This is a genomic window from Winogradskyella sp., assembly GCF_016744625.1.
Lineage (GTDB): Bacteria > Bacteroidota > Bacteroidia > Flavobacteriales > Flavobacteriaceae > Winogradskyella.
This window is the reverse complement of record NZ_JADGDZ010000008.1, coordinates 1-23,376: the sequence shown is the minus strand read 5'-3', so window position 1 is coordinate 23,376 and position 23,376 is coordinate 1. Positions and strand designations below refer to the sequence as shown.

The window sequence follows — 23,376 nt, the reverse complement described above, 5'->3', positions numbered from 1 at the left end:
TTAATTTTTAATGATTGAACCTCCATTCTTTTTAACTTTATCTTGTGTTTCTTTAGAGTTTATGTGTTTGTTATAGCCGTTCATTAATTCTCTTGAATAGTTTTTTAAGCCGTCTATTACGTGTTGCGGCAATTTTTCTTTAACGTCCTCTATATTTCCTCTACGGTATTTTACGTATATAGAAAATAAGTTTTTAGGTGTTATATAAGGTGAGGCCAAATAATCGGCAAGTTTCTGAAGTAATTCGTCTCTAGAATATACTTTTGCTAATTCATCATATTTGGCGTTGTATAATTTTGCTAAACAAGTGCCATCATCTTTACAATTAATAATATCATTTTTATCTTTTTCTGAAATTTTAGATGTGCTTCTTAAACTACTAGTTTTTGAAGAGCTTGTTGAATTTATATTTGTCGGTTTTAGATTCTTTTTAAACACACCATTTTCCCATTGACCAGCTTCGTACACGGTTTCGCTATGAAACATAACACCTCTACCATGTTTTTGATTGTTTTTCCATTGACCTCTATAATATTTTTTGTCTGGCCAAGAATATTCGCCATTACCAGCTCTTTTTCCATTTCTAAATTCCCCAATATAAAAATCACCATTACTAAATCGCATTTTTCCAAAGTGATGTAATTCGCCATTTTTAAACCTTCCAATATAAAAAGAACCATCACTGTAGGTATAATATCCTATACCATTTTCACAATCGCCTAATAAACAACCACTAGTATTTCCCGTACTTTTCACCTTGCTTTTAGACACTATGTTATGGTTATCTCCTAAAGTAATACGATATAATATTTGCGTTTTATAATCTTGATAATACCCTTCTTTTAAAGAGGAACTGCATACAAGTTCGCCTGTTGCTGTTCTTTCATACAAAAAATTGTAATAGTCTTTATCATAAGTACCATTAAATGCTCTTAAATGAAAAAAGTCTTTACCATTGTGTATTAATGCTAAGCCATAGGGTTTGCCGTTACTATAAAACCCTTCGTAGGTTTGATCGCTTGTTAGTTTTACTTCGGCATAACCGTTTTGGTTATTGCCTTTTAATAGTGTAAATTGATTCTCAACAGTCTTGTCATTATTTTTAAGGACATACTCGTCGTAGTTTTCAAAAGCAATTGGAACAAAAGGTGTTGCTTTTTTCATGCTTGGCATTACTGTTATTTGGTTATTTCCTTTTAGGGTTACAAAAACATCTTCTTGGTTGCTGGCTAATGTTTTACTTTCAAATTTTTCTATACGGTTTCCGTTTTTATCGAAAGCGTAATAATTACCCTTTTGATTTATGGTATAATAAAAACCATTTGATGCATTTTCTAAAAGTGTTTCGGCTTTATGAAACTCATCTGACTTAGAGCCTTCTCTAAAATTTTTAAATACATATAAGGTATGTGTTGGCTTATAAAAAAACAATTGTGTATTTCCCATTTGCCAATTAACGCCTTCACTAACTATAGATTTACCGTCTTTTAAAACCCAAAACGATGAACCATCTGCATTTTTTTTCCAAACAACACCTTTAGGCATGTTAGTTTCATTATCTAGTTGCCTTAATTCTTTTGTGAATTTTTCAATATGAGGTTTTAATGTAGATGATTCTGTATCTAAAGTTCCTGTGGTTTTTTTGTTTGCATAAGTTATTTTTCTAAGCTGTATCTTTGGCGGATTTGCAATAGCAGTGAACTCTGCATATTCGCTATAGTTTGTAACAGTCATACACATGGTCCAATTACCAAATTCATCTATCATATATTTATAAAATGTAGTGTGCACTTTAGGCGAGTTTATACGCTCTGTACTTATGCGCTTTTCTAAAAACCCATTATTATTGTACACATATTCGTTTACAAACCAAGGTTCTTCAGAATAAATTATTCGTCCGTTATTATCATATTTATAAACTATGCTTGAAGGTTTATTGTCGTTTTGATAAACTGTTATCTGCTTTGTTATTAGGTTATTTACTCTAGTAAACGTTTTGGTTGTATAGACCGCTTTTATTTTTATTTGTGTTGATGACGGATAACTTACTTCTTTAGTATCGACAACAATATCGCCACCAAAACCATATCTAGAATAGATGTGTTTACTAAGTTTTCCATTTATAGATTCTAGTTTTGTGTTTTCAACTTTTTTCTCTCCTGTACTTCTGTTATGAAACTCGATATTTGAAAGTGTATTATTTCTTGCGTATATATGTTTTTTATGAACACGTTCTGCTGATGCAAAAGCTATATTGTGGTATTTATGCTCAGCGATTAATTTATTTTTAGAGTTAAAAACCAAAGTTTGCTCAAAGGTTTTTTTAAACACATTAGACTCTTTTTTAAACGAAATATGTTCCACATTTACAGGAATGGCATTTTGTGATTTATTTGTCTTTAGCTGAAAATCTTTTTCTAAATGTATTAAAGGCAAGTCTAAAATTTTGTTTTGACTAGGCACATCTTGTGCTAAACAAAAATGAACACAACACAAGCCTACTATTAATAATATTGAAAATTGTTTTTTCATGGTATAGGTTTTTTAAAAAAAATTAAAAAGTAAACTTATAGTATATTACAACATTATACCATACGATGAATTACGTATATTTTACACCATGCTTTTCTGTAACAAAAAGGTAGTTTCTGTATCTTTTTGTGACTGAATTTTTAATGAAACATTAATTTCTTGCACACGTTTCTTCATGTTGTTTAACCCTCTTTTTTTGTTTACAATATAATAATCTAAAACGTGTTTAGGGGTTTTTATATTCTGTGGTAAACCTTCATCAGCAATTGGGTATTCTGCGACTTGTTTTTAAACCTTTACTAAAAGATTCATCCCAAATCTCTTCTAATACTAAATCTTTATTTGTGCTTTCGGCTAAATTTAATTCGAGCCTTTCATCCAATAGATTAATTATGTCGTTAACTGGGAATTTCATTTTTCCGTTTTTTTGATTGTTGTTATTAGTAATTATATGCCTTCAATAAAAAACATATTTATTTTCATTGATTTTTCACTCCTAAGGATTGACTTCTTTTTTCAAAAAGAAAAGTGTTGCGCCAAATCCCATTCATTTTTCCTATTTTTTCTCTGTAGCCAACTTTCCGGAATCCAAGTCTTTTGTGAATAATAATACTTCCTTTGTTTTCTGGGAAAATTCCGGCTTGTAAAGTCCAAATACCATTGTTTTCGCTTTCAACTATTAATTGTTCTAATAATTTGGTTCCAATCTTTTGTCCAGAAAACTTAGATGAAACATATACACTCACTTCTGCAACTCCGCCATATACACAACGAGAAGAAATTGGTGATAATGCTGCCCAACCAACAATTTCATTGTCTATTTCTGCAATAAGTCTACATTCTTTTATGTGCCCAGAATTCCAGCTATCCCAATCAGGAAGATTTGTTTCAAAAGTTGCATTTCCTGTATCAAGTCCTTCTTGGTAAATACTTGAAACCTGTTCCCAGTCTGTTTCTTTTAACTCTCGGAATATTAGTTTTTCCTTCATTCTATGCTTTATGCTCTTGATAATAATCTAAAACGTGTTTAGGAATATCCATGTTTTGTGGTAATCCTTTATCAGAAATAGGGTATTTAGCTATTTGTTTTATAGGTACTAAGCCAGCCCAAACATCTAAATTATAATCTTCGGGTTCGTCACCAACACCAACATCTCTAATTTTTGCTGAAGCAGTTTCAATAGTCATTTCTACAACTATAGTTCTGTCTAACTCCTTTTTGTGCATTGGTCTAATGCCGTCCCAACGCCCTTTCATCATATGCTCCATAAAACAGAAAAGCGCTGCGTCTTTTTCTTTTGGTTCTTCAAGGTTTTTAACCGAGCCAAACAACGTTGCAGAGCGATAATTTACAGAGTGATGCAAACCAGAACGTGCTAGAACCAGAGCATCTAAATGCATAACCGTCATACTCATTTCTTTAGTTTTTAATAAAGCAAGTAACATTCTATTAGCTTGTGAGCCATGTAAATAAATTTTATTGTCTTTTCTTCCGTATGCCATTGGTAATGTAATTGCTTTGCCTTCATAGACATAACTTACATAACCAATAAACCCAGCATCTAAAATGATATTGATTTTTTCAACATCATAAGTAGCTCTTATTTTCCCGCGTTTAACTCTATTTAATTTTGATTTTGAATACTCTTTCATATTAAACGCGTTTATATTTTTTTTGAAAAGACTATATTTTCATATTCATTTCCACTAACTATAAAATTTACTTCTCCAACGTTTTTAAATTCATTTCTTTCATAGAACCTTATGGCTCTTTTGTTTTTTATGTATACGGTAAGCCACATTGTATCTAATTGTAATGCTTTAGCTTTCTCTTCAACAAAAGTTAGTAACTGTTGTCCAATCTTTAGTGGTATAAATTCATTTAAAATGAAGATCCTTTGCAATTGACAGCTGTTTTGTGAGGCAACACTTTCTTGTATAGCATTTACTATTAACTTTCCGTAACCAACAGGTAAATCATTTACATAAATGATATAGAATAGCTTCTTAGGGTCTTTTATTTCTTGTTTCATTTTAGAAACTGAAAAATTCTCATTAAGGTATTTTGATACATCGTTTTTATCATCTATATAATGACCATGAGATTCAGCCCATGTTAGTCGTCCTAAAAGCGCTAAAACGTCTGTATCTTCTTCCTTAGCTGTTTTTATTTTAATCATTGTTGTTATCTTTTATTCTTAATCTTCTTATGTGATATCCATGTAGAAGTACAGCAATAGTACATCCTACAATTATTGGAGTTGCGCTAATTAATGCTCCGTATAAAATGTAAATTACATTTGCGATTAGAGAGATTAATCTCAGTTTATATTCACCTTTTGTTGACATAGAATATAAATTGATGACTAAACCTCCGTAACCAATACAATCAATTAAAAATGGGCTCATATCTTATCTTTTTTCTGGTGGAATGTTTTTAAATTCATCTGAATTTATTCTAGCTTTTTCTATATCTTTTGGTTTAAATACACGTTTTACTGAGGCTGGATATTTCGCAACTTCCTTTTGTGGTCTTATAGGACGTTCAACAAAGTTTCCGCTACAACTGGGACATACATTTTCAAAGATTTCTAAAGCACAAGATTTGCAATATGTGCATTCATATGAGCAAATCATTGCCTCAGTAGATGTGTTTGGCAAATCTTTATTGCAATGCTCACAATTGGGTCTTATTTCTAGCATATAGTTAGTGTTTTAAATTCCGTAAGCTTTTTTTGCACTTTCAATTTGTTCTTCTTCTGTTGTTTCAGGATAGAGAATATATTTAGGTGCAATAATTGGCTTAACGTGTTCTACTGTAATTTCTGTAATAGTTGCAAAAGGAAAATTTCCGCCAGTCATTTCAGTTAATACTTTTTTCATTTTCAAAAATTCAGAATCAGTTTTTCCAATAATCTTTGCTTTTCCTTTTATTTGAAAACCTTTCTGAATCAGAATATCAATAAAACTTACACAAACATTATTGTTCTGCTTTATGTTTCGAACGGTTTGTGGTGAAGCGATATTTGCAACAATTATTTTATCTGCTCCATAATATTTGAAGATTTCTTTTGGCGAGACATTTGGTGCGTTTTCAGGTGATACCGTTGCAAGCCAACATAGAACACTTCTATCTATATAGGCTTTATTTTCTATTGTTAGTTCCATTTTTATTCTGTTAAATTCTCTGTATCTCTTAATTTTACCCAAATATAATCGTCAATGATTTTACCGTTTTTTATGACTGCATTTTTTCGGATACTTTCTAAATAATAATCATTCTTTTCTAATACTTTCATTGAAGATTTATTAAAATCAAAAACTCCAGCAACGAGTCGTACGACATCAAAATGTTTAAATGTATAATCTGTCATTTTTTTCACCGCTTGCGTTGCTAATCCTTTTCTCCAGAATTTTTTAGAAATAAAATAGCCGATTTCCGCATTTAGCCGAAACACATCTTCTTTTATTGTAATACCTATTTCGCCAGCGACCTCATTATTCCAGTAAATAAGAAATCGTTCTGCTGGTTTTTTTCCAATTTCTTTAGTTATAAATTCAATAGCATCTTTTTCAGTGTATGGATTTGGTGTTTTATCATATCCATTATCAAGTATTTCAGGTACATTTTTCAGTTCTGAAAACTCTTTTGCAAAATCAATACTGTGTGGTTTGAATTCCATCATAATACTTATAATAAATCATTTTTGTTAATTGAGATTTATAAATATTTATTCTCTATGACTTCCTTATGCCAAATATCATGACCTATAACAGTAAATGCAGCAGCTCTTGCTGACATTGCATTTCCGCTAGAATTTCCAATGAAAGACAAGTCGTCATCGGTTAAACTATTTAGTAATGAAATTGAATGGTTACGACTTGTAGTAAATTCATTTAGTAAATTGGCAATTGTTTTTTCATCCGCTCCAGAAGGCGTAATGTATTCATCTTGATCGTATCCTGCCAAGGCCGTTTTATCTTGTCTGGCAATTCTAAAACAGCGATACATAAAAATACGTTCGGTATCTATTAAATGTTGAAGCACTTCTTTTATACTCCATTTTTCTGGTTGATAACGATGCGTTAATTTTTCTTTAGGAATGGATTTAAAAAAGTCGATTAATGTGTCTTTACCATTTTTAAAGCCTTTTCTAAGTTCTGTTTTGTTAGATAACTTATTAATATATCTTAAATAATAGTCATCAAATTCGGATGGGTTTAAGTCTAGTTTTGTCATTTCTATTGCTTGTATAATTCAAAAATACTATATTTATGGACTATTATAATAATCCAGAATAAATATAACAAGTAGTCCAGATGTTTCCATTTAAAACTAGCATTCAATTTGATAGAAAATGCAATCAGGCATTGTACTTGCAATTATCAAATCAAATTATTCAATTAATAAAGAATCAAACGCTCGCTCCTAATACTAAACTTCCTGGTAGTAGAACTTTAGCAGAGCAATTAAATGTGCATAGAAAAACGATTGTTGCCTGCTATGAAGAGTTATTGCTACAAGGTTGGGTAGAGAGTATTCCTAAAAAAGGAACTTTTGTACGTCGTAATTTACCACTATTAGATCAAGAGAAACTTGAGAATTGTGTGGCTTTTGACATGAAAAAAAGGACAGGTTTTTCTTTTTATCAGACTAGTGTTTTACGCGAAAGAGCTCCGAAAAAGAATAAGGATTTTATATATTTAAATGATGGAACTTCCGATGGAAGATTAACTCCAATTGATGAAATTGCAAGAACATATAGAAGAGTTTGTGCTAAAAAAAATGTGTTTGAGCATTTGTCTTATGGTTCTACTTATGGAAATGATACGTTACGAGATGTTTTAGTTGATTATTTGAATACAACAAGAGGTTTACATATTACAAAAGAAAATGTCTTGATTACACGTGGTAGTCAAATGGGAGTTTGGTTGTCATCACAATTATTGCTTAAAAAAGATGATAGTATTGTCGTTGGAAATACCAATTACGAGTCTGCTAATTCTACTTTTCTAAATCAACAAGCAAAACTAAAACGTGTTTTGGTTGATGAAAATGGACTTTTAACTGACGAGATTGAAAAGCTATGTAAACGACAACAAATTAAAGCTGTATATGTAACATCGCATCATCACCATCCAACCACAGTAACGCTTTCCGCAAAACGGAGAATTCATCTTTTAAATCTTGCAAAGCAGTTTAATTTTGCCATTATTGAAGATGATTACGATTACGATTTTAATTACAATCATGCTCCGATTTTACCATTAGCAAGTCACGATACTAACGGAAATGTAATATATATTGGTTCTGTGTGTAAATCGGTAGCTCCAGTTTTTAGAATAGGTTATTTAATTGCTTCAAAAGAATTTGTAGATGAAGCCTCTAAATTAAGAGGTATAGTAGATCGGCAAGGAGATGCCTTATTAGAATTGACATTTGCAGATTTTATAAAATCTGGTGATTTAGATAGACATATTCGTAAAGTGATGAAGATTTACAAACAGCGACGCGATTTATTTTGTGAACTTTTAAAAGATGAATTGGGCAGTTTTTTACAGTTTGAAATTCCAAAAGGAGGCATGGCAGTTTGGGCGAAGTTGAATGAAAATTATTCTTGGGAAACTATTTCTGAAGTTGCAAGAACCCATAAATTAGAAATTGGTGATTGGTTGCGTTATGATAGTGCTAAATTAGAACACAATTGTATAAGAATTGGTTTTGCAGCATACAACGAAGAAGAAATTTATGAGTTAATAAACAGACTTAAGAAAACAATTACTGAAATTAAAAATAAATAATTAAAAGACTTATTCTAACCGTTATATAGCTTTACAAAACATTTCGATACCTCATCACTATTTTATGTGAGTCAAAAGTCTTTTGATGGTAATAGATAATGCTTTTATCTATAGATATTGTAGGTGCTTCAATTAAATTTGCAATCACTTCTGAAAACAAAACTTTTGGAAGAGAAAAATTGGACGAAGCATTAGGTCTAACTGCAACGCATATCTCAAAAACAGTATTAGATGTAATGTTGCCTTTTAAATATCTTGTGTAATACAACTCTAGATTATCACTACTTATGCAAGGAGCATAATAAATGTAATTTGCATCATTGATGTTTTGTAGAATTGTACTAGAGTTTGGAAGTGTAGTAAACATAGATCCATTTTCTTTTTGAGCAATTCCTATGGTTGTTTCACAAGGACCTAAACAATTAGAGTCATCAAACCTTGCATTGTTGAAGTATAAATATTGACCATCTAAACTTATACCATGATCCATAACGAGCCAACCCGGAGTATTTCTGTTAAAATCTCCTTGTACACGTTCTATATTACTAATTGTCCCATTATTAAAAGTGCCGTGAAAGAGATTATTTAGTTCCGTTGGGTAATTCCGTGTTGAGGTCCAATAGAAATTGCCATTAACATCCATGTCGGCAACGGCATCTAAATGCGGTGCTGTGGTTTGGTTGGTTCCCACTAGTTCTCCTATATAATTGAATGTTGAATCATTAACTCTAGTTGCATAATATAGTTTTGTGTTTTCTCCATCGTTTAAATTGTTGAAGAATAAATAATTTCCATCTGGTGACAGAAAAGGCTCCATAGCATCAAAGGATAAACCATTAATGGTGACGTTGATTTCTGAACCAAATGAAGGATACATCTGGGAAGTGTCTACATCATTGTCGTTTGATGAACAAGAGAGTATCAGCAATAAGATACATATGATTTTAAAATAGGTTTTCATTGATGGGCTTAACGTATTTATGTATGGTTAAGCAACTAATTTAGCAAAATTGAAACGAATCAGAGGTAATTAGTATAGGTTTTCTGAGTACACACAGAGCCAGCAATAAATTATGCATGTAGTTTTAGGTAGTAATAATTTTATTTGTCGGTCTAATTTCTGAACCAGATATATTACTGTTTACTATATCATCTCTTAATCTTTTTGAAATAAACAATGTTATTCCACATGGATCAAGAGTAAAAAAATCTGGTATTTGAGAGTTGTTTTTAAAAAATGCAGATTTGATGCTCAAATAGCTGTACTCTTCAAATTCTGCAATTTCTCCTGAGTGAATTTTTTTATCCATCCTCTCATATTCCAGAATGTCATTTATTTCAAAATCACTTAAAGGTTTACCAAGTATATCAGTTACATAAAAACTAGACATTTCATAATCAATACGATTTTTTAAATCATTCATTATTTGCAAATACCCATAATCATACTTTTCTCCTTTAAGGAAAACTTTAGCTTTAAAATACTTTGTGCTTACCTAATTTATAATTTTGAAAAATTTTCAAGGCTTTTTCACTTAGCAAAAGACCATGTGCACATATTGCTCCAGAACTAATAATATCAGTCAGTTTAGCAGATTTATATAATTAAATTTTGTCAAATTTTAAGTTTTGACGAGGCATTTGATGGTGTGTTATTGAATGTGCGAAAGTTAAATTAATAGAATCTACTTGTGGATATTGACGTCCAATTTTTTTATTATCAGAAGATTCTTTTATTTCAAAAAATGAGTTGGAAGTATGGTTTTCTAAAAAAGCAGAACCTTCATCTTGTTTCATTTTTTTTTGCAGCTTGTTCAAAAATGTTCATATCATTAGATTTATTACCCACAATTTAGTGATTTAAGTCTGATTTAATTATTAACTACAATAAACTCTTCAGCTTTTGTGTCGAGAATTAAAACACTCTCATTAAAGGGTTGATTGCCTAACCATCCACCAATACGAGTAAAAGGTGTTACTACGGGTTGTATAAAAGTGTACATATCTATAAAGCTAACACGTTTTAAACTTAGCTTAGAATCACCAATGCTAATAGGTTGGTTAGTTGTTTTACTTGTAATGGGTATACTGCTGTCCCAACTTTTGGCATTATATGCAATAACTTCAGTATTCTCATTACTATACTTATCAAATCGGCTTTTTATAGTGATTAATCCAAAAGCACTGCAGCCTGAATCATAGAAGAGTTCGTAATCTTTGTTGTTGATAGTTACTGGCAACATAATACGTCTTCCAGTAAAATCAAAGGGTTTGAATTTTGGTAAAGTTTTCATCCATTCTGAACGCTCATTATAGAACTCTAATGTTTGATTTTTAAAGTCAATTGCTGTTATCTGATCTTTTATAAAATCACTACCAATAGTACCTATGCCTATTCTAGAGATGGTGTCATTTTTACCAAAAGTATTTCCGTAATTACCTAAAATTCTAATCATAGAAGCTTTAATATGGTTGTCATCTAATACAAATTCTAATTGTTCTACAAAACGCTCTCCACCTTTTGTAACTTCTTTAATGTCTATTCCAATAGCACGTAAGGATTTTAAATCATTTTCATAGATAAAGGAATGTGGCGCACCAGTATCAAACTGCATATAGAAATGATGTGCTAATCCTTTAATCTTTAATGGAATTATCATTGCCGCTTGTGGTTCGTGATAACCTTCTGAACCTGTAGAATTAGCAGCCCAATCAAAATGAATGGGTTTAGACTCAAAAGTATATTCTAAGTAAGCTGTTTTTTCTTTAAAAAAAGCGTTATTAAATTTTCTGATGTAGTAAAACCCAACAGAAAGCATAAGCATTAAAAGAATGAGTAGCGTGTAGCCGATTTTTTTCTTCATGATTAATAATTTTTGATGTGATGAAAATCTATGAGTTTATAGAAACACAGATACACAAAGTAATATTAAAAATGAAAGTAATTAGTGTTTAGGATGCCGACAATTTTACGACAATTCAAGTTTTTAGGCCTATATAAAGCGAAGTGGACTGTTTAGAAAGTCGAAATTATTGCGTTGTAATTTCATAGCGATGCGACAAACAATAATCACATTAACAGCATAAGCGGCAAACAAAACACATAAGATTATTGAAGTGTTTGAAAATAAAGCGCGACTAATAAAAGGGGAGATGCAGAGCAATAATGAAAGCACTACAGAGAATATAATTTGAAAGTTAACAATCCGTTTGCCCATTTCATCAACAAACTTAGATTTTCGGTTTCTCCTCCAGAGTATTAATGGTAAAATGATATTACCAAATGGGATTCCTAAAAATGATAAAACCGATAAATTGATAAGCCGAATAGAAGTGGCTTCTGATTCCTTTGTTTGTTTAATGCTTTTAAATTGATTTTGTAATGCAGAAGGTTTTATATTAAAAACTTCAGAAAGTACAGATAAACTATGACCTTTAGGTTCCTTATTGCTAGATTCTAAACGCTGAATTGTTCTTAAAGATAAACCCGTTTGTTTTGCTAATTCGGCTTGTGTAAAACCTCGTTGTTCTCTTATGTTTTTAATTATGCTCAAAATAATCTTATAGCTATGTTTATCTAATTTAGTGAAAGAAAGCGTTATCGCAAAATTTGTATACTATTTAAGTTTAATTGCTAATGAATTCATGCTTTATTAATGAAAAATGATCTAGAGTGGTATATATGTTACCATCAAGGCCTGAATTATAAATAATACTAAAAAAGGAATAAATAAATAGCCAACGACATCTCTGGCTTGTATTTTTATACCAGCTCCCATTACAGGAAACACAATCAACAGAAAAAATGGTTGTAATAAATTACTCAAACTTTCACCATAAGCTACAGACATTGATGCTCTGGCTGTCATTGCTGTAACTTCAGTAGGCGAGAGGTTAGCTCCTAACTCTTGTACCATATTAATAATACTTGGTCCAATAACTGCAAACTCGCCACCAGCAGAAGGTATTGCAAAATTGATGATGCCTCCTGTTAAATATGAAATAAAGGCATAAGAATTTGGTGTAGCAATAGATACTAATACGTCACTAATTTTTTCACCTAAGCCAGATGCCATCATAATGCCCATAATGCCTGCGTAAAATGGATACTGAAACAAAATACCAGAGATATTACTGCTTGCACGTTTCATAGCAATACTATAGCGCATTGGTGTAATGTGTAACAACATTCCAACGATTAAGAATATAAAGATCATGATGTTGAAATTTAAATCAAATCCTTTAGTAGTAAAGTGATAAATAATATACGTCTGGCCTAGAAGAGCGACACTAACTTGTAGCCAACCAGCATTATTAAGTGCATCAGAAAGGGCTTTAAAAGGTAATTTATAAGATAACGCTTCATCTTTCACAGATCCTTCTTCATCTGTAGAATCGGCTTTTAAATCGTTAAGCTCTTTACCATCAAATGATTTCGGAATCAATAGCCAGATAATTATTGGAGAAATAATAACAAAAAGACCTATCATTAGTAAATTCAATGTTGAGCCTAAAGTGAAGCTTGTAGAAATAGTATCACTTAAAATGCCACTTTTAATTAGAAAATTATTTTTAGTATTTAATAATAGAGCAATAGAACTCGATAGTCCGCAAACCCAACCTCCAAATGAAAAATAGACACAAGCGACTAAAAAAGGATAATGGATGCCTTTAATCCGTAATGCTAATTCACGACCTAAGATTGCTGTAATAACAACCATTCCAAAACTTACTAATGACAATAGTGCACCTAAAGCGATAATAATAAAATAGACTTGCGTTGGTGTTCTAATAAGCTTTGCTAATCTGTCAATTCCTTTTTTTATTGGAGAAGATTGAGCAATGCAGTATGCTGTGATAATGATTAAAACAATCTGCATTCCAAAAGACAATAAATTCCAAAACCCATTATACCAACCTTCTAAGATGGCAATAGGTTTGCTGTTAGTAAAAGTTAGTGCTAAGATTCCGGTTAATAAAGTTAGTAGTAATGCAAAGACATATGCACTTGGCATATATTTGGTAAAGGTGTCTGTGAATTTTTGACCTAGTTTAGTGGGCATAATTACTGTTCTTAAATAGTACTAAGATAATTTTTTTCTTATTCTTAACAATACGTTAATTAACACACATTTCAATTTCTTTAACAACTTCCTAACAGCCTTGCTTCTATAATGAGAGTAATTTGCTGGTACTACTAATCAAAATTTATATAAAAATGAGAACAACAATTACTTCTTTTGTTATGTGTTTTATGTTGTGTTTTTCTTTCACTGCAAATGCACAGTTAAGCACGCCACGTGGTAGTCAAATGGCTTCTGTGATGCAACGTGTAGGAACTACTGATGTTACGATTACTTATTCTAGACCAAGTGTAAATGATCGTGAAATCTGGGGAAAGCTAGTGCCTTATGGTATGAATAATCTTGGATTTGGGACTTCTAAAGCAGCACCTTGGAGAGCTGGTGCTAACGAAAACACTACGATTACGTTTACACACGATGCTAAAATTGAGGGTAAATCAATAGCAGCTGGTACTTATGGTTTGCATATCAACGTAAAAGATGCAGACAATGCCATTATTATCTTATCTAAAGACACTGATGCTTGGGGAAGTTATTTCTACGATCCAGCAAATGATGCATTAAGAGCAGATGTAAAGCTTAGCGATAATGGCCATACAGAATTACTGACTTATGAGTTTAATGATGTGAAAGCAAATTCGACTACTGCATCATTAACTTGGGGAAAGAAAGCAATTCCTTTTAAAATTGAGGTTAATGTAACTGAAGTTGTTCTAGAAGATATTAGAGCACAGTTTAAAGGTCAAAAAGGCTTTACAAGACAAAACTGGGAACAGGCTGCTAATTTTTCAATGAATAATGGAGGCGATTTAGATGAAGCACTAGGTTGGGTTAATTCAGCCTTAGAAGGACAGTTTTTTAGTCAAAAAACGGTGAATGGTTTAGCGATTAAAGCACAAATACTTCAGAAAAAAGGAGATGCGAATGGTTTTGGTAAAACTATGGATGAAGCAGCAACAATGGCGAATCCTAACCAAATCAATAGAATGGGCTATGCTATGATTACAGCAAAAGATTTTGATAGAGCAGTAAAATACTTTAGCATGAATGTGAAAAGTGATCCTAAGAACGCTAATTGGCACGACAGCTTAGGAGAGGCGTATAAAGCTAAAGGTGATAAGAAGACTGCAGTTAAACATTTTAAAAAGTCCTTGGCTTTAAATCCAGCTGCAAATGTAAAAGCCAATTCTGAAAAGAATCTAAAAGAATTAGGAGTACTATAAGAATTTCATCAGCAAAACACGTATAGTTCTGTTTTGGAAGGTCTGGTCATAGTTGGTGCCAGGCCTTTTTTTTGTATTCCTGCGAAAGTAGGAATCTCATAGTAAATCTATGAGATATCAGTGTTTGTCATTCTGAACTCGCCTGTGCAGAAATTGTTTCAGTATTTCAGAATCTAGTAGTTCTATGAGTTTTAACTAATATAATTCCAGATATTACGATATTTACTCATTTGTCTATAAGTATCAAGAATCACTCTATGCTCTGGTAATGCTAAACTAGAATCTAACTTTAAAATATTTTTTGCATAATAGCGTGCTTGTTCTAAAATATCTTTATCCTTTACTATATCTGCGATACGAAGATTTAAAACACCGCTTTGTTGTGTTCCCATAATATCACCAGGTCCACGAAGTTTTAAATCGACTTCTGCAATTTCAAATCCATCGCTACTGCGAACCATAGTTTCTAGTCTTGTTTTACTATCCTGACTCAGTTTATGGCTTGTCATTAAAATACAGTAACTCTGTTCTGCACCACGACCAACACGGCCACGTAATTGATGTAATTGAGATAAGCCAAAACGTTCTGCGCTTTCAATTATCATTACAGAGGCATTTGGAACGTTTACGCCAACTTCAATAACCGTTGTGGCCATCATGATATTGGTTTCCCCTTTTACAAAACGTTGCATTTCGTAATCTTTATCAGCTGGCTTCATTTTACCATGGACAATAGAAATCTGGTAATCTGGCATTGAGAATTCTCTTGAGATACTTTCATGACCATCCATTAAATCCTTGTAATCCATTTTTTCGCTTTCTTGAATTAATGGATAGACGATATAAATTTGTCGACCTATAGCGATTTCATCTTTCATAAATTTGAAAACTTTAAGACGATTATTGTCAAATCTATGAACTGTTTTTATCGGTTTTCTGCCCGCTGGTAATTCATCAATTACAGAAATGTCTAAGTCTCCATAAACAGACATTGCTAAGGTTCTCGGAATTGGAGTTGCAGTCATCACAAGGACATGTGGAGGAGACGTGTTTTTGTGCCATAATTTTGAACGCTGAGCAACTCCAAAACGATGCTGTTCGTCTATAATAGCAAGCCCTAAATTTTTAAATTTCACCTTATCTTCTAAAAGTGCATGTGTGCCAATTAGTATTTGTAAACTACCATTTTCTAGGTTTTCGTGAATTTTTTTTCGTTCTGAAGTTTTACTTGAACCAGTGAGTAGTGAAATACTGATATTTAACGGTTTGCATAATTCAAATAATCCATTGTAGTGTTGTGCTGACAAAATAGCAGTCGGAGCCATTAAACAACATTGAAAACCGTTGTCAAGTCCCATTAATATTGACATAAATGCGACTATGGTTTTCCCTGAGCCTACATCTCCTTGCAGAAGTCGATTCATCTGTGCATTGCTACCTAAGTCTTGTCTAATTTCTTTTAAAACTCGTTTCTGTGCATTGGTTAATTCGAATGGTAAATGGTTGTTATAAAAGCTGTTAAAATAGTCTCCGACTTTATCAAAAGGAAAGCCTTTAATTTTTGATTTATGAATTAAATTTTTAAGAATTAATTGCAATTGAATGTAAAATAATTCTTCAAACTTTAGTCGAAATTGAGCTCTTGATAGTTGCTCTGGAGTCTTCGGAAAATGAATATTAAATAGTGCATCAGATTTTGAAACTAATTTTAATTCGTTTTTTGTAGAATCTGATAAAGTTTCAATAAAGCGTCCTTTGGTTTCTAAAAATAGTTGTTGCATTATTTTAGTTACAACTCTATTTGTAATGCCCTTGTTAGATAGTTTTTCAGTAGAAGGATAAATCGCTTGCATTGCTGAGCGCAAATTGTTGTTGTGTTCAGATTGTAATTCAATTTCTGGATGAGGTATGCTGTATTTTCCGCTAAACCAATTGGTTTTGCCAAAAATCACATAAGGTTGCCCAATTTTAAGACTTTCTCTTATCCATTTCTGTCCTCTAAACCAGACGAGTTCCATCATTCCGGTTTCGTCTTTAAAATCAGCGACCAAACGTTTGCCTCGCTTTTGGGCTACTTCTTTAAAGCCTGTGATTACACCAATAATCTGAACTTCAGCATTATTTCGTTGAAGTTCATTGATTTTGTAATACTTAGTACGATCAATATAGCGATTGGGAAATAGATTAATGAGGTCTTGATATGTTTTAATATCCAATTCTGAGCGTAATAAATCCGCTCTGTTTGGACCAACGCCTTTGAGGTAGTCAATGGGAGTTTGTAAATTCACACTCATTCAATCAAAATTATTATTTTTTTCTGAGGAGTACTTAATAATTTAGTTTTTTTATAAATGATAATTGTATATTGTGTTAATCATGCAATAAAAAAATTATGACGATTTATCAAGTTAAGAGGGGTTTAGGGATTTTGAGTATTTTGCTAAGTATATTGTTTATAGTCAATTGTAGTGGTGATGATAGTTCAGATAGTGCTGCGCAGTCTTCTGTTATTGTTGTTACAGGAGCAATTAATCCGTTTGGAGAAGTTAATGTGCTTGGTAGTTCATCTTCTCAGAATTTGCAGGTTACTGGTGATAATTTAGTTTCAAATTTGTCAATTTCTGTTACTAATAGTTTTTTGATTTCCTTAGATAATGTGAATTTTTTAAGTGAACTAACTATTGGTGCAAGTGACGCAAATGCAATAAATCAAACGATTTATGTTAAGTTTTCGCCATTGGTGAATGCTATAGGTATTATTAATGGTACGCTAATGTTTGAGAGTGATTCTGCTGTAGCTAAGACCGTTAGTTTAAATGGAGTAGGGTTGAGTGCTGCTCCTGCGATTAGTGTGAATAATGCAAGTCTTAATTTTGAAAACACTTCAGTTATGAATGTTTCAGATGCAAGTACGTTTTTAGTGGATGGAGCTAACTTAAATACGGTTATAGATTTAAGTGTTACAGAGCGTTTTGAAATATCTTTTGATGGAACTAATTATGGTGATAACTTACAAATACCTGTAGAAACTGCTAATGTAGAAACTGTGGTATATGTAAGGTTTGCTCCATTAACAATTGGAGATGCTACAGGGATTTTGAGTGTCATAAATGCTGAAGTAGAGAATGTAGAAATTTCTTTGTCAGGTAATGGAGTGCCAGTTACGTATAATTATGTTGCGTTTAATCAAAAAGCTTTGGCTTTTGGAAATGGATTTAATCAATCTGCTAGTCAGGTGTTTAATTTACATTCAGATTTGTCCAATATATCTCAAATTAAAATGTACTTACAAATTGATTGTCCAGGTACTGGATGTGATGATTGGGATCGATTTGCAAATGTTAAAGTTAAAGACCAAAGTACTGGTGATTGGTATGAAATAGGTAGGTATATTACGCCATACTGGGTTGGTACTGGGTTGTTGGAAAGAGGTTTAGAGTTTGATGTTACAGATTTTAAATCACTGTTGGTTGGCACTACTGAATTAAGAATATATATAGAAAACTGGACAGCAAAAGCAGATTTAATTACTGTAGATTTTGATTATATTGAAGGTACTCCAGATTACCCTTATTACGCAGTGTCTGAGATTTTAGGGTATCATGCTAACTCTATTGATGGTGTACCTTATGGTGTAGGTCATAGTTTTGATTTAGATAAACAAATTAGTGTACCGTCTAATGCAGAAAGTACTCATTTAAGAACGGTAATCTCTGGTTGGGGACACGCAACGCCAAATGATCAAGATGGAAGGCCTTGTGCTGAGTGGTGCTTTAGAACTCATAATGTTGTTATTAATGGAGTGGCAGCCTTTCAGCATAATTTAGAGCCATTAGGCTGTGCTTCTAATCCAATAAATAATCAAAATCCTGGAAACTGGCAGCCAGATAGAGCAGGATGGTGCCCAGGAATGGTCGTTCCGCCTAGAGTAGATAGTTTTGGCACACCATTAGCTGGTACTACTTTTGATTTTGAATATGACTATGAGAATTGGGTCAGTGATGGTGTAGGTGGTAACGCATTTTATGCAACATCAACTTATGTTGTGGTAAAAAGTAATACTCCTATTGCTAAGCCTGTAGTTGCTGATTAATATTTTTTTGTTGATTTATTTCGGGTGTGAAAGCGTATGCTTTGAAGTTTTTTTTAAAGAATTTAATATATAAGTTTACTGATCTCCTTTGAGAACTAAAACGGGAACACGGCTTTCAAAATCGGCTTTGTTTAGGCTATGGTCTAAAGTGACATCGTTCCATAGTTTTTCAAAGAAGCCACGTTTACGTCTAAAAACACAAATCATATCTGGATTAATCACATGGATATATTCTAAAACACCTTGAAATAGTGTTGCATTTTCCGAAGAGTAATATTTAGAAGTAAGAATAGCTAAATCTTTATCAAACATTAAATCTTCAGGTAAATATGAAGGAGTTTTTATTTGTAACAATGTCATGTCTGCTTTTGCGGCTATTAACATGTGTTCTAGTGGAATTAGTGATCCTTTTGCTTTTATGATTCCAGATTTAATGGCTGTTAATACAGTGTTTATAGTTTTGTATTCATAATTTTCTGGAATTAGTAATACTGGCATTTCTGTTTTCTTAACAATACTTCCAGATAATTCATCTAAATAAAGTTTGTCATTAGTTTTTGGAGTTCTAGCTGAGGCAATAATAAGGTCTATATTGTAATCAGTGCAAAACTCTTTAATGTAATCTAATGTGTCTCCTTCAAAAAATCTAAAATTAATACTAATGCCTTGTTTCTTGGCGTGAGCCATAATCTCTTCTAGGTGGTCTTCTTCGTTTATTTCGTTAAGTTGAATTCCGTAAATCATTTCTGCTCCAACTACTTTTGCGTAGTCAATGGCGTAGATTAAAGTTGCTTTCTTTTCTCTTAAAGAGCTAATAGGTACTAGGAATGTTTTCATACTTTGTTTTTTTTTAATCTCTTAAATTTTGCGCAAAAATACTTCTAAGCAAAAGAATTAAAAGAAATAGACGTTTATATTTCGTTGAAGTGTTCTAATTATAAGTTGAGTGTAGGAAAAGGTTAATTAAATGTTTAATTAATATTCTCTTAGAACAATACTTTTAAAAATTTGTACTTTGGCGTTATCCTTGTTTAGTTTTATTTTATGAAAAAAATCTTAATCATTTTTTGTGTTTTTATGTTGAGTATTTCTTTTGCTCAGCAAGCGGATTATGTGGATTTTAAGAAGTTAGAGGCTACTCTAGGTTTTGTTCCGGATTCTTCCAAAATACAAGGAGGCGTTTATTTAGAGTTTAAGATACTTAAAAAGACAGACTCAGTTTATCTAGATGCTATTGATATGGATTTTAAATTTTTTGTACAATCAGATGAAAATATAAAGTTGAAGAATGATGGCGAGAAGTTGTGGGTTAAATCTGATTTTGAAGAAGGTGAGACTTATTCTGTGATTTTTAATTATGTGGCGTATCCTAAAAAAGCCTTGTATTTTCTTAAGCGTGAGGATGCGTGGCAAATATGGACACAAGGTCAAGGGAAATACACGAGTAATTGGTTGCCTAGTATTGATGATGTTAATGATAAAATTGAGTTTGATTTAAGGGTCGCTTTTGATAAAGCGTATAATGTTGTTGTTAACGGTAATTTAATTGGTTCTGAGCCTGTAAAGGATAAAGAGGAAAGCTTGCATGTTTTTGATATGCAAAAACCAATGTCAAGCTATCTAGTTGCTTTGGTTATTGGTAAATACAACAAAAAAACAGAAACCTCTAAAAGCGGAATTCCATTAGAGTATTATTGCTATCCTGAGGATTCTTTAAAAGTGGAGTCAACCTATCGTTACTCTAAGCAAATGTTCGATTTTTTAGAAGAAGAAATAGGTTTTGCTTATCCATGGCAAAATTATAAGCAAGTGCCTGTTCATGATTTCTTATATGCTGGCATGGAGAATACAAGTCTTACTATTTTTTCGGATGCTTTTGTTGTTGATTCTATTGGTTTTAATGATAAAAACTATGTGAATGTCAATGCTCATGAATTAGCGCATCAATGGTTTGGTGATTTGGTAACTGCAAAATCTAGTAAGCACCATTGGTTGCAGGAAGGTTTTGCAACCTATTATGCATTATTATCAGAACGGGAGATTTTTGGTGATGATTATTACTATTTCAAGCTATATGAATCTGTTGTGGAGCTTGGTCGGCAAGATCTTTCAGGTAATGGAACATCGCTTTTAAACCCTAAGTCGAGTAGTTTAACATTTTACCAGCGTGGCGCATGGGTTTTATATGCATTGCGTAATAAAGTTGGAGATGTAGTTTTTAAACAAGCGGTTAAGAATTACCTCGAAAAATATCAATTGGCTAGTGTGGAAACCTCTGATTTTATTTCAGAAGTTGAACGTTTGTATGGGAGGTCTTTGTCTACTTTCGTTAATTTGTGGATTAAGCAAAAAGCATTTCCATATGATATGGCTTTCGCAATATTGAAGCGGCAATCTACTTTTATTAATGAATTTGTTCAGGTTGATTGTGAGGCTAAATCTTCTAAATGTGCTGAGTATCTTAAATATTATGTTTCAGATGAAGCAAAGGCAAAGGTAATTTCGCAAGTGCCGGAACTGGTGATATCAAATGTGTTTAAGAATGGTTTAAAAGTAAGACAGGCTATTGCGAAACATGTAACTAAGATACCTGAGAGTTTAAAATCGGATTATGAGTCTTTGCTCAATGATAAGTCTTATATTACTATAGAGAACGCATTATATAATCTTTGGATTAATTTTCCTTTAGAGCGCTCTAAATATCTTTTTAAAACACGAAATATTGTTGGCTTTAGTGATAAGAATGTTCGTTTACTATGGTTGGTTTTAAATTTAAATACACCGTATTATGAAGCTGATAATAAGCAAGGGTTGTATGATGAGTTGGTGGGTTATACTAATGAGAAATATAATGCTGATTTAAGAATTAATGCTTTTCAGTATTTAGATTTAATAAAAGCTTGTAATGAAAAGTGTAAATCTAATTTGGAAACTGCAAAATCGCATCATAACTGGAGATTGGTTAAGTTTGCAAAACAATTATCTGAACAATTGGAGCAAAAAAAGAACTAATGCGAGCTTTAGTAATATCTGGTGGTGGAAGTAAAGGTGCGTTTGCTGGTGGTGTAGCGCAATACCTCATGGAGCGAGAAGGTCGTAAATACGATATGTTTTTGGGTACTTCTACTGGGAGTCTTTTAGTTCCGCATTTAGCTGTAAATGATATTTCTAAGTTATACGACATATTTACTAATGTGCAGCAGCAAGATATCTTTAGTGTTAGTCCATTTGTGCAGCGTCAAAAAGGTGATAGAGAGTTCGTTTCTATTGATTTTGTGAATTCCCTGTGGCAGTTTATAAAACGCAAGCGTACATTTGGTGAGAGTAAGGCGTTGAAACGAAAAATACGTAAGGATTTTACTTTCGAAGAATATCAAAAAATAAAGAACAAAAAGAAAGATGTTGTAGTGACTGTTTCTAATTTGTCTATGAATAGAGTGGAGTATAAGTCTATTAATGACTGTAGTTATGAAGAATTTTGTAATTGGATATGGATTTCTTGTAATTATGTTCCGTTTATGTCTTTAGCAAAAGTTAATGGCTATGAATATGCAGATGGAGGTTTAGGTTGTGTAATTCCTATTAGAGAAGCAATTAGAAGAGGTGCAACAGAAGTTGATGCGGTTGTTTTAGAGTCTGAGAGTCTTAAAAAGCAAAAGGTGCTCGGAAAAAATCCTTTTTCCTTAATGATTAATTTATTTGGTCATTTAATGGATCAGGTGGAGCGCAATGATATTATGATAGGAAAATTAGCGGCTAAGAATAAAAATGTAAAACTTAACTTGTATTATACGCCAACAAAATTAACCGAAAACTCATTGATATTTAGTAAACGTCTTATGCAAAAATGGTGGCAACAAGGTTATGGTCATGCAGAGCAGAAACATTCAAGCTAATTACCACATCTCACCAACTTCTTGTTTAATATAAGATAATGCGGCATTACTTGGTGCTTGCTTGTCCATTAATTCGGTTAAGACAACTTCTCTAAGCTTATTTGCGGTATCTGTTTTTTCAAGCATGTTAGCTTTTCTGATTAATTGAATTGTTGCATTTTTAGCAGCCAAAATAATGTTCCAGCATTCGTCGCTAACATAGATTTGTTGTGATAAATTGTGTTCAAATTCCTGTTGAATTGTTGCTATAAGTAAACCTTCGTAATCTTCTTTATTTGAGGACGTTGGATTTGTTCTTGTTAATAATTTAGAAGGTGTTATGCGTTCTAAGAATAATGCCATACGTTCATAAGCTTGTAGGCGTAAAGGGAAGGCTTCTTTTTGCATGTCTTTTTGTAATAAATAGCGTCTTCGACCTTCTTCATTCTCAATATGTTGTTTGAAAAAATAATAGGCTATTGCACTAACAATTAGTGCTGGTAATAAGCTGAAAAGTAATTCGATAATTTTATCTAAATCCATTAAAATTCTAGTTTTTTAATTTAGTTTATTTGTCCGCCAAGATACTCGCAATCCTTTAATTGTTGAAAGTTTTCAAATTTAACAGGTGATTTTTTATAACCAAAAGTTTTATCAAATTCTTTAGATAAATTATGGTCATCGACATTTATTTCTACATCACTCATTTTAAACTGACTAGGATGTTCATAGCCTGCTGCATGTGTGATTTCAATTAATTCTTTTCT

24 protein-coding genes and 1 pseudogene are annotated in these 23,376 nt (G+C 32.2%); 5 read left to right on the top strand and 20 right to left on the bottom strand.

Annotated features, from left to right (window positions below; all coding sequences use genetic code 11):
• The 10 genes from QZZ53_RS03335 to QZZ53_RS03290 form a co-directional block, all read right to left on the bottom strand.
• Nucleotides 1-2,532: a hypothetical protein gene (locus QZZ53_RS03335; RefSeq protein WP_296381460.1), complete on the bottom strand. Its 2,532-nt coding sequence runs from the start codon at nucleotides 2,530-2,532 to the stop codon at nucleotides 1-3.
• Between the two features lie 259 nt (nucleotides 2,533-2,791).
• On the bottom strand, nucleotides 2,792-2,947 hold the full coding sequence (locus tag QZZ53_RS03330) for a hypothetical protein (RefSeq protein WP_296381458.1): 156 nt from the start codon (nucleotides 2,945-2,947) through the stop codon (nucleotides 2,792-2,794).
• 64 nt (nucleotides 2,948-3,011) lie between these two features.
• Nucleotides 3,012-3,521, bottom strand: a complete 510-nt coding sequence (locus QZZ53_RS03325; protein ID WP_296381455.1) for a GNAT family N-acetyltransferase — start codon at nucleotides 3,519-3,521, stop codon at nucleotides 3,012-3,014.
• Nucleotide 3,522: 1 nt separating this feature from the next.
• The gene (locus QZZ53_RS03320; RefSeq protein ID WP_296381454.1) at nucleotides 3,523-4,185 is read right to left on the bottom strand and encodes a pyridoxamine 5'-phosphate oxidase family protein; all 663 of its coding nucleotides are present in this window, start codon (nucleotides 4,183-4,185) and stop codon (nucleotides 3,523-3,525) included.
• An 11-nt stretch (nucleotides 4,186-4,196) separates the two neighbouring features.
• The gene (locus QZZ53_RS03315; RefSeq protein ID WP_296381453.1) at nucleotides 4,197-4,712 is read right to left on the bottom strand and encodes a GNAT family N-acetyltransferase; all 516 of its coding nucleotides are present in this window, start codon (nucleotides 4,710-4,712) and stop codon (nucleotides 4,197-4,199) included.
• Complete coding sequence (locus QZZ53_RS03310) at nucleotides 4,705-4,941, bottom strand: hypothetical protein (RefSeq protein WP_296381450.1); 237 nt, start codon at nucleotides 4,939-4,941, stop codon at nucleotides 4,705-4,707. Before QZZ53_RS03310 ends, QZZ53_RS03315 begins: the two co-directional genes overlap by 8 nt.
• 3 nt (nucleotides 4,942-4,944) lie before the next feature.
• Complete coding sequence (locus QZZ53_RS03305; RefSeq protein WP_296381449.1) at nucleotides 4,945-5,235, bottom strand: DUF1272 domain-containing protein; 291 nt, start codon at nucleotides 5,233-5,235, stop codon at nucleotides 4,945-4,947.
• Between the two features lie 12 nt (nucleotides 5,236-5,247).
• On the bottom strand, nucleotides 5,248-5,700 hold the full coding sequence (locus QZZ53_RS03300; RefSeq protein ID WP_296381447.1) for a pyridoxamine 5'-phosphate oxidase family protein: 453 nt from the start codon (nucleotides 5,698-5,700) through the stop codon (nucleotides 5,248-5,250).
• 2 nt (nucleotides 5,701-5,702) lie between these two features.
• Nucleotides 5,703-6,218 carry a GNAT family protein gene (locus QZZ53_RS03295; RefSeq protein WP_296381445.1) on the bottom strand — a complete coding sequence of 172 codons (516 nt, stop codon included), beginning with the start codon at nucleotides 6,216-6,218 and terminating at the stop codon, nucleotides 5,703-5,705.
• 35 nt (nucleotides 6,219-6,253) lie between these two features.
• Nucleotides 6,254-6,772 carry a DinB family protein gene (locus QZZ53_RS03290; protein WP_296381443.1) on the bottom strand — a complete coding sequence of 173 codons (519 nt, stop codon included), beginning with the start codon at nucleotides 6,770-6,772 and terminating at the stop codon, nucleotides 6,254-6,256.
• An 80-nt stretch (nucleotides 6,773-6,852) separates the two neighbouring features.
• On the opposite strand from QZZ53_RS03290, the gene QZZ53_RS03285 reads away from it, so the two are divergent.
• Complete coding sequence (locus QZZ53_RS03285; protein ID WP_296381441.1) at nucleotides 6,853-8,334, top strand: PLP-dependent aminotransferase family protein; 1,482 nt, start codon at nucleotides 6,853-6,855, stop codon at nucleotides 8,332-8,334.
• 31 nt (nucleotides 8,335-8,365) lie between these two features.
• Here the strand turns inward: QZZ53_RS03285 and QZZ53_RS03280 are convergent, their stop codons facing one another.
• From QZZ53_RS03280 to QZZ53_RS03255, 6 genes are all read right to left on the bottom strand, one after another.
• Entirely contained in the window at nucleotides 8,366-9,211 is an 846-nt protein-coding gene (locus tag QZZ53_RS03280; RefSeq protein WP_296381439.1) for a hypothetical protein, read from the bottom strand.
• Between the two features lie 208 nt (nucleotides 9,212-9,419).
• Complete coding sequence (locus QZZ53_RS03275) at nucleotides 9,420-9,758, bottom strand: hypothetical protein (protein ID WP_296381437.1); 339 nt, start codon at nucleotides 9,756-9,758, stop codon at nucleotides 9,420-9,422.
• A gap of 181 nt (nucleotides 9,759-9,939) precedes the next feature.
• The gene (locus QZZ53_RS03270) at nucleotides 9,940-10,131 is read right to left on the bottom strand and encodes a hypothetical protein (RefSeq protein WP_296381433.1); all 192 of its coding nucleotides are present in this window, start codon (nucleotides 10,129-10,131) and stop codon (nucleotides 9,940-9,942) included.
• A gap of 74 nt (nucleotides 10,132-10,205) precedes the next feature.
• Nucleotides 10,206-11,198, bottom strand: a complete 993-nt coding sequence (locus tag QZZ53_RS03265) for a hypothetical protein (RefSeq protein ID WP_296381431.1) — start codon at nucleotides 11,196-11,198, stop codon at nucleotides 10,206-10,208.
• A gap of 129 nt (nucleotides 11,199-11,327) precedes the next feature.
• Nucleotides 11,328-11,888 (bottom strand): helix-turn-helix domain-containing protein, encoded by a 561-nt coding sequence (locus QZZ53_RS03260; RefSeq protein ID WP_296381429.1) that lies wholly within the window; start codon nucleotides 11,886-11,888, stop codon nucleotides 11,328-11,330.
• 114 nt (nucleotides 11,889-12,002) lie between these two features.
• A complete protein-coding gene (locus QZZ53_RS03255) occupies nucleotides 12,003-13,397 on the bottom strand; it encodes a TIGR00366 family protein (RefSeq protein ID WP_296381425.1) in 1,395 nt (464 codons plus the stop codon).
• A gap of 155 nt (nucleotides 13,398-13,552) precedes the next feature.
• Between QZZ53_RS03255 and QZZ53_RS03250 the strand changes: the two genes are divergently transcribed.
• Entirely contained in the window at nucleotides 13,553-14,641 is a 1,089-nt protein-coding gene (locus QZZ53_RS03250; RefSeq protein ID WP_296381423.1) for a DUF2911 domain-containing protein, read from the top strand.
• 191 nt (nucleotides 14,642-14,832) lie between these two features.
• Here QZZ53_RS03250 and recG read toward each other — a convergent pair whose 3' ends face one another.
• Complete coding sequence (recG, locus tag QZZ53_RS03245) at nucleotides 14,833-16,935, bottom strand: ATP-dependent DNA helicase RecG (RefSeq protein WP_296381421.1); 2,103 nt, start codon at nucleotides 16,933-16,935, stop codon at nucleotides 14,833-14,835.
• A 98-nt stretch (nucleotides 16,936-17,033) separates the two neighbouring features.
• Here recG and QZZ53_RS03240 point away from each other — a divergent pair, with 98 nt between their 5' ends.
• Nucleotides 17,034-18,734 carry a peptide-N-glycosidase F-related protein gene (locus tag QZZ53_RS03240; protein WP_296381419.1) on the top strand — a complete coding sequence of 567 codons (1,701 nt, stop codon included), beginning with the start codon at nucleotides 17,034-17,036 and terminating at the stop codon, nucleotides 18,732-18,734.
• Between the two features lie 75 nt (nucleotides 18,735-18,809).
• On the opposite strand, the gene QZZ53_RS03235 is transcribed toward QZZ53_RS03240, so the two are convergent.
• The gene (locus tag QZZ53_RS03235) at nucleotides 18,810-19,571 is read right to left on the bottom strand and encodes a universal stress protein (protein ID WP_296381417.1); all 762 of its coding nucleotides are present in this window, start codon (nucleotides 19,569-19,571) and stop codon (nucleotides 18,810-18,812) included.
• Nucleotides 19,572-19,778: 207 nt separating this feature from the next.
• On the opposite strand from QZZ53_RS03235, the gene QZZ53_RS03230 reads away from it, so the two are divergent.
• A complete protein-coding gene (locus tag QZZ53_RS03230; protein WP_296381414.1) occupies nucleotides 19,779-21,746 on the top strand; it encodes a M1 family metallopeptidase in 1,968 nt (655 codons plus the stop codon).
• On the top strand, nucleotides 21,746-22,630 hold the full coding sequence (locus QZZ53_RS03225) for a patatin-like phospholipase family protein (RefSeq protein WP_296381412.1): 885 nt from the start codon (nucleotides 21,746-21,748) through the stop codon (nucleotides 22,628-22,630). The genes QZZ53_RS03230 and QZZ53_RS03225 overlap by 1 nt, the downstream gene beginning before the upstream one ends.
• Here the strand turns inward: QZZ53_RS03225 and QZZ53_RS03220 are convergent, their stop codons facing one another.
• Nucleotides 22,631-23,152, bottom strand: coding sequence for a hypothetical protein (locus QZZ53_RS03220; RefSeq protein ID WP_296381410.1), 522 nt, complete (start codon nucleotides 23,150-23,152; stop codon nucleotides 22,631-22,633).
• 20 nt (nucleotides 23,153-23,172) lie between these two features.
• Nucleotides 23,173-23,376 (bottom strand): annotated as a pseudogene (locus QZZ53_RS03215) (FMN-binding glutamate synthase family protein); the annotation flags it as partial.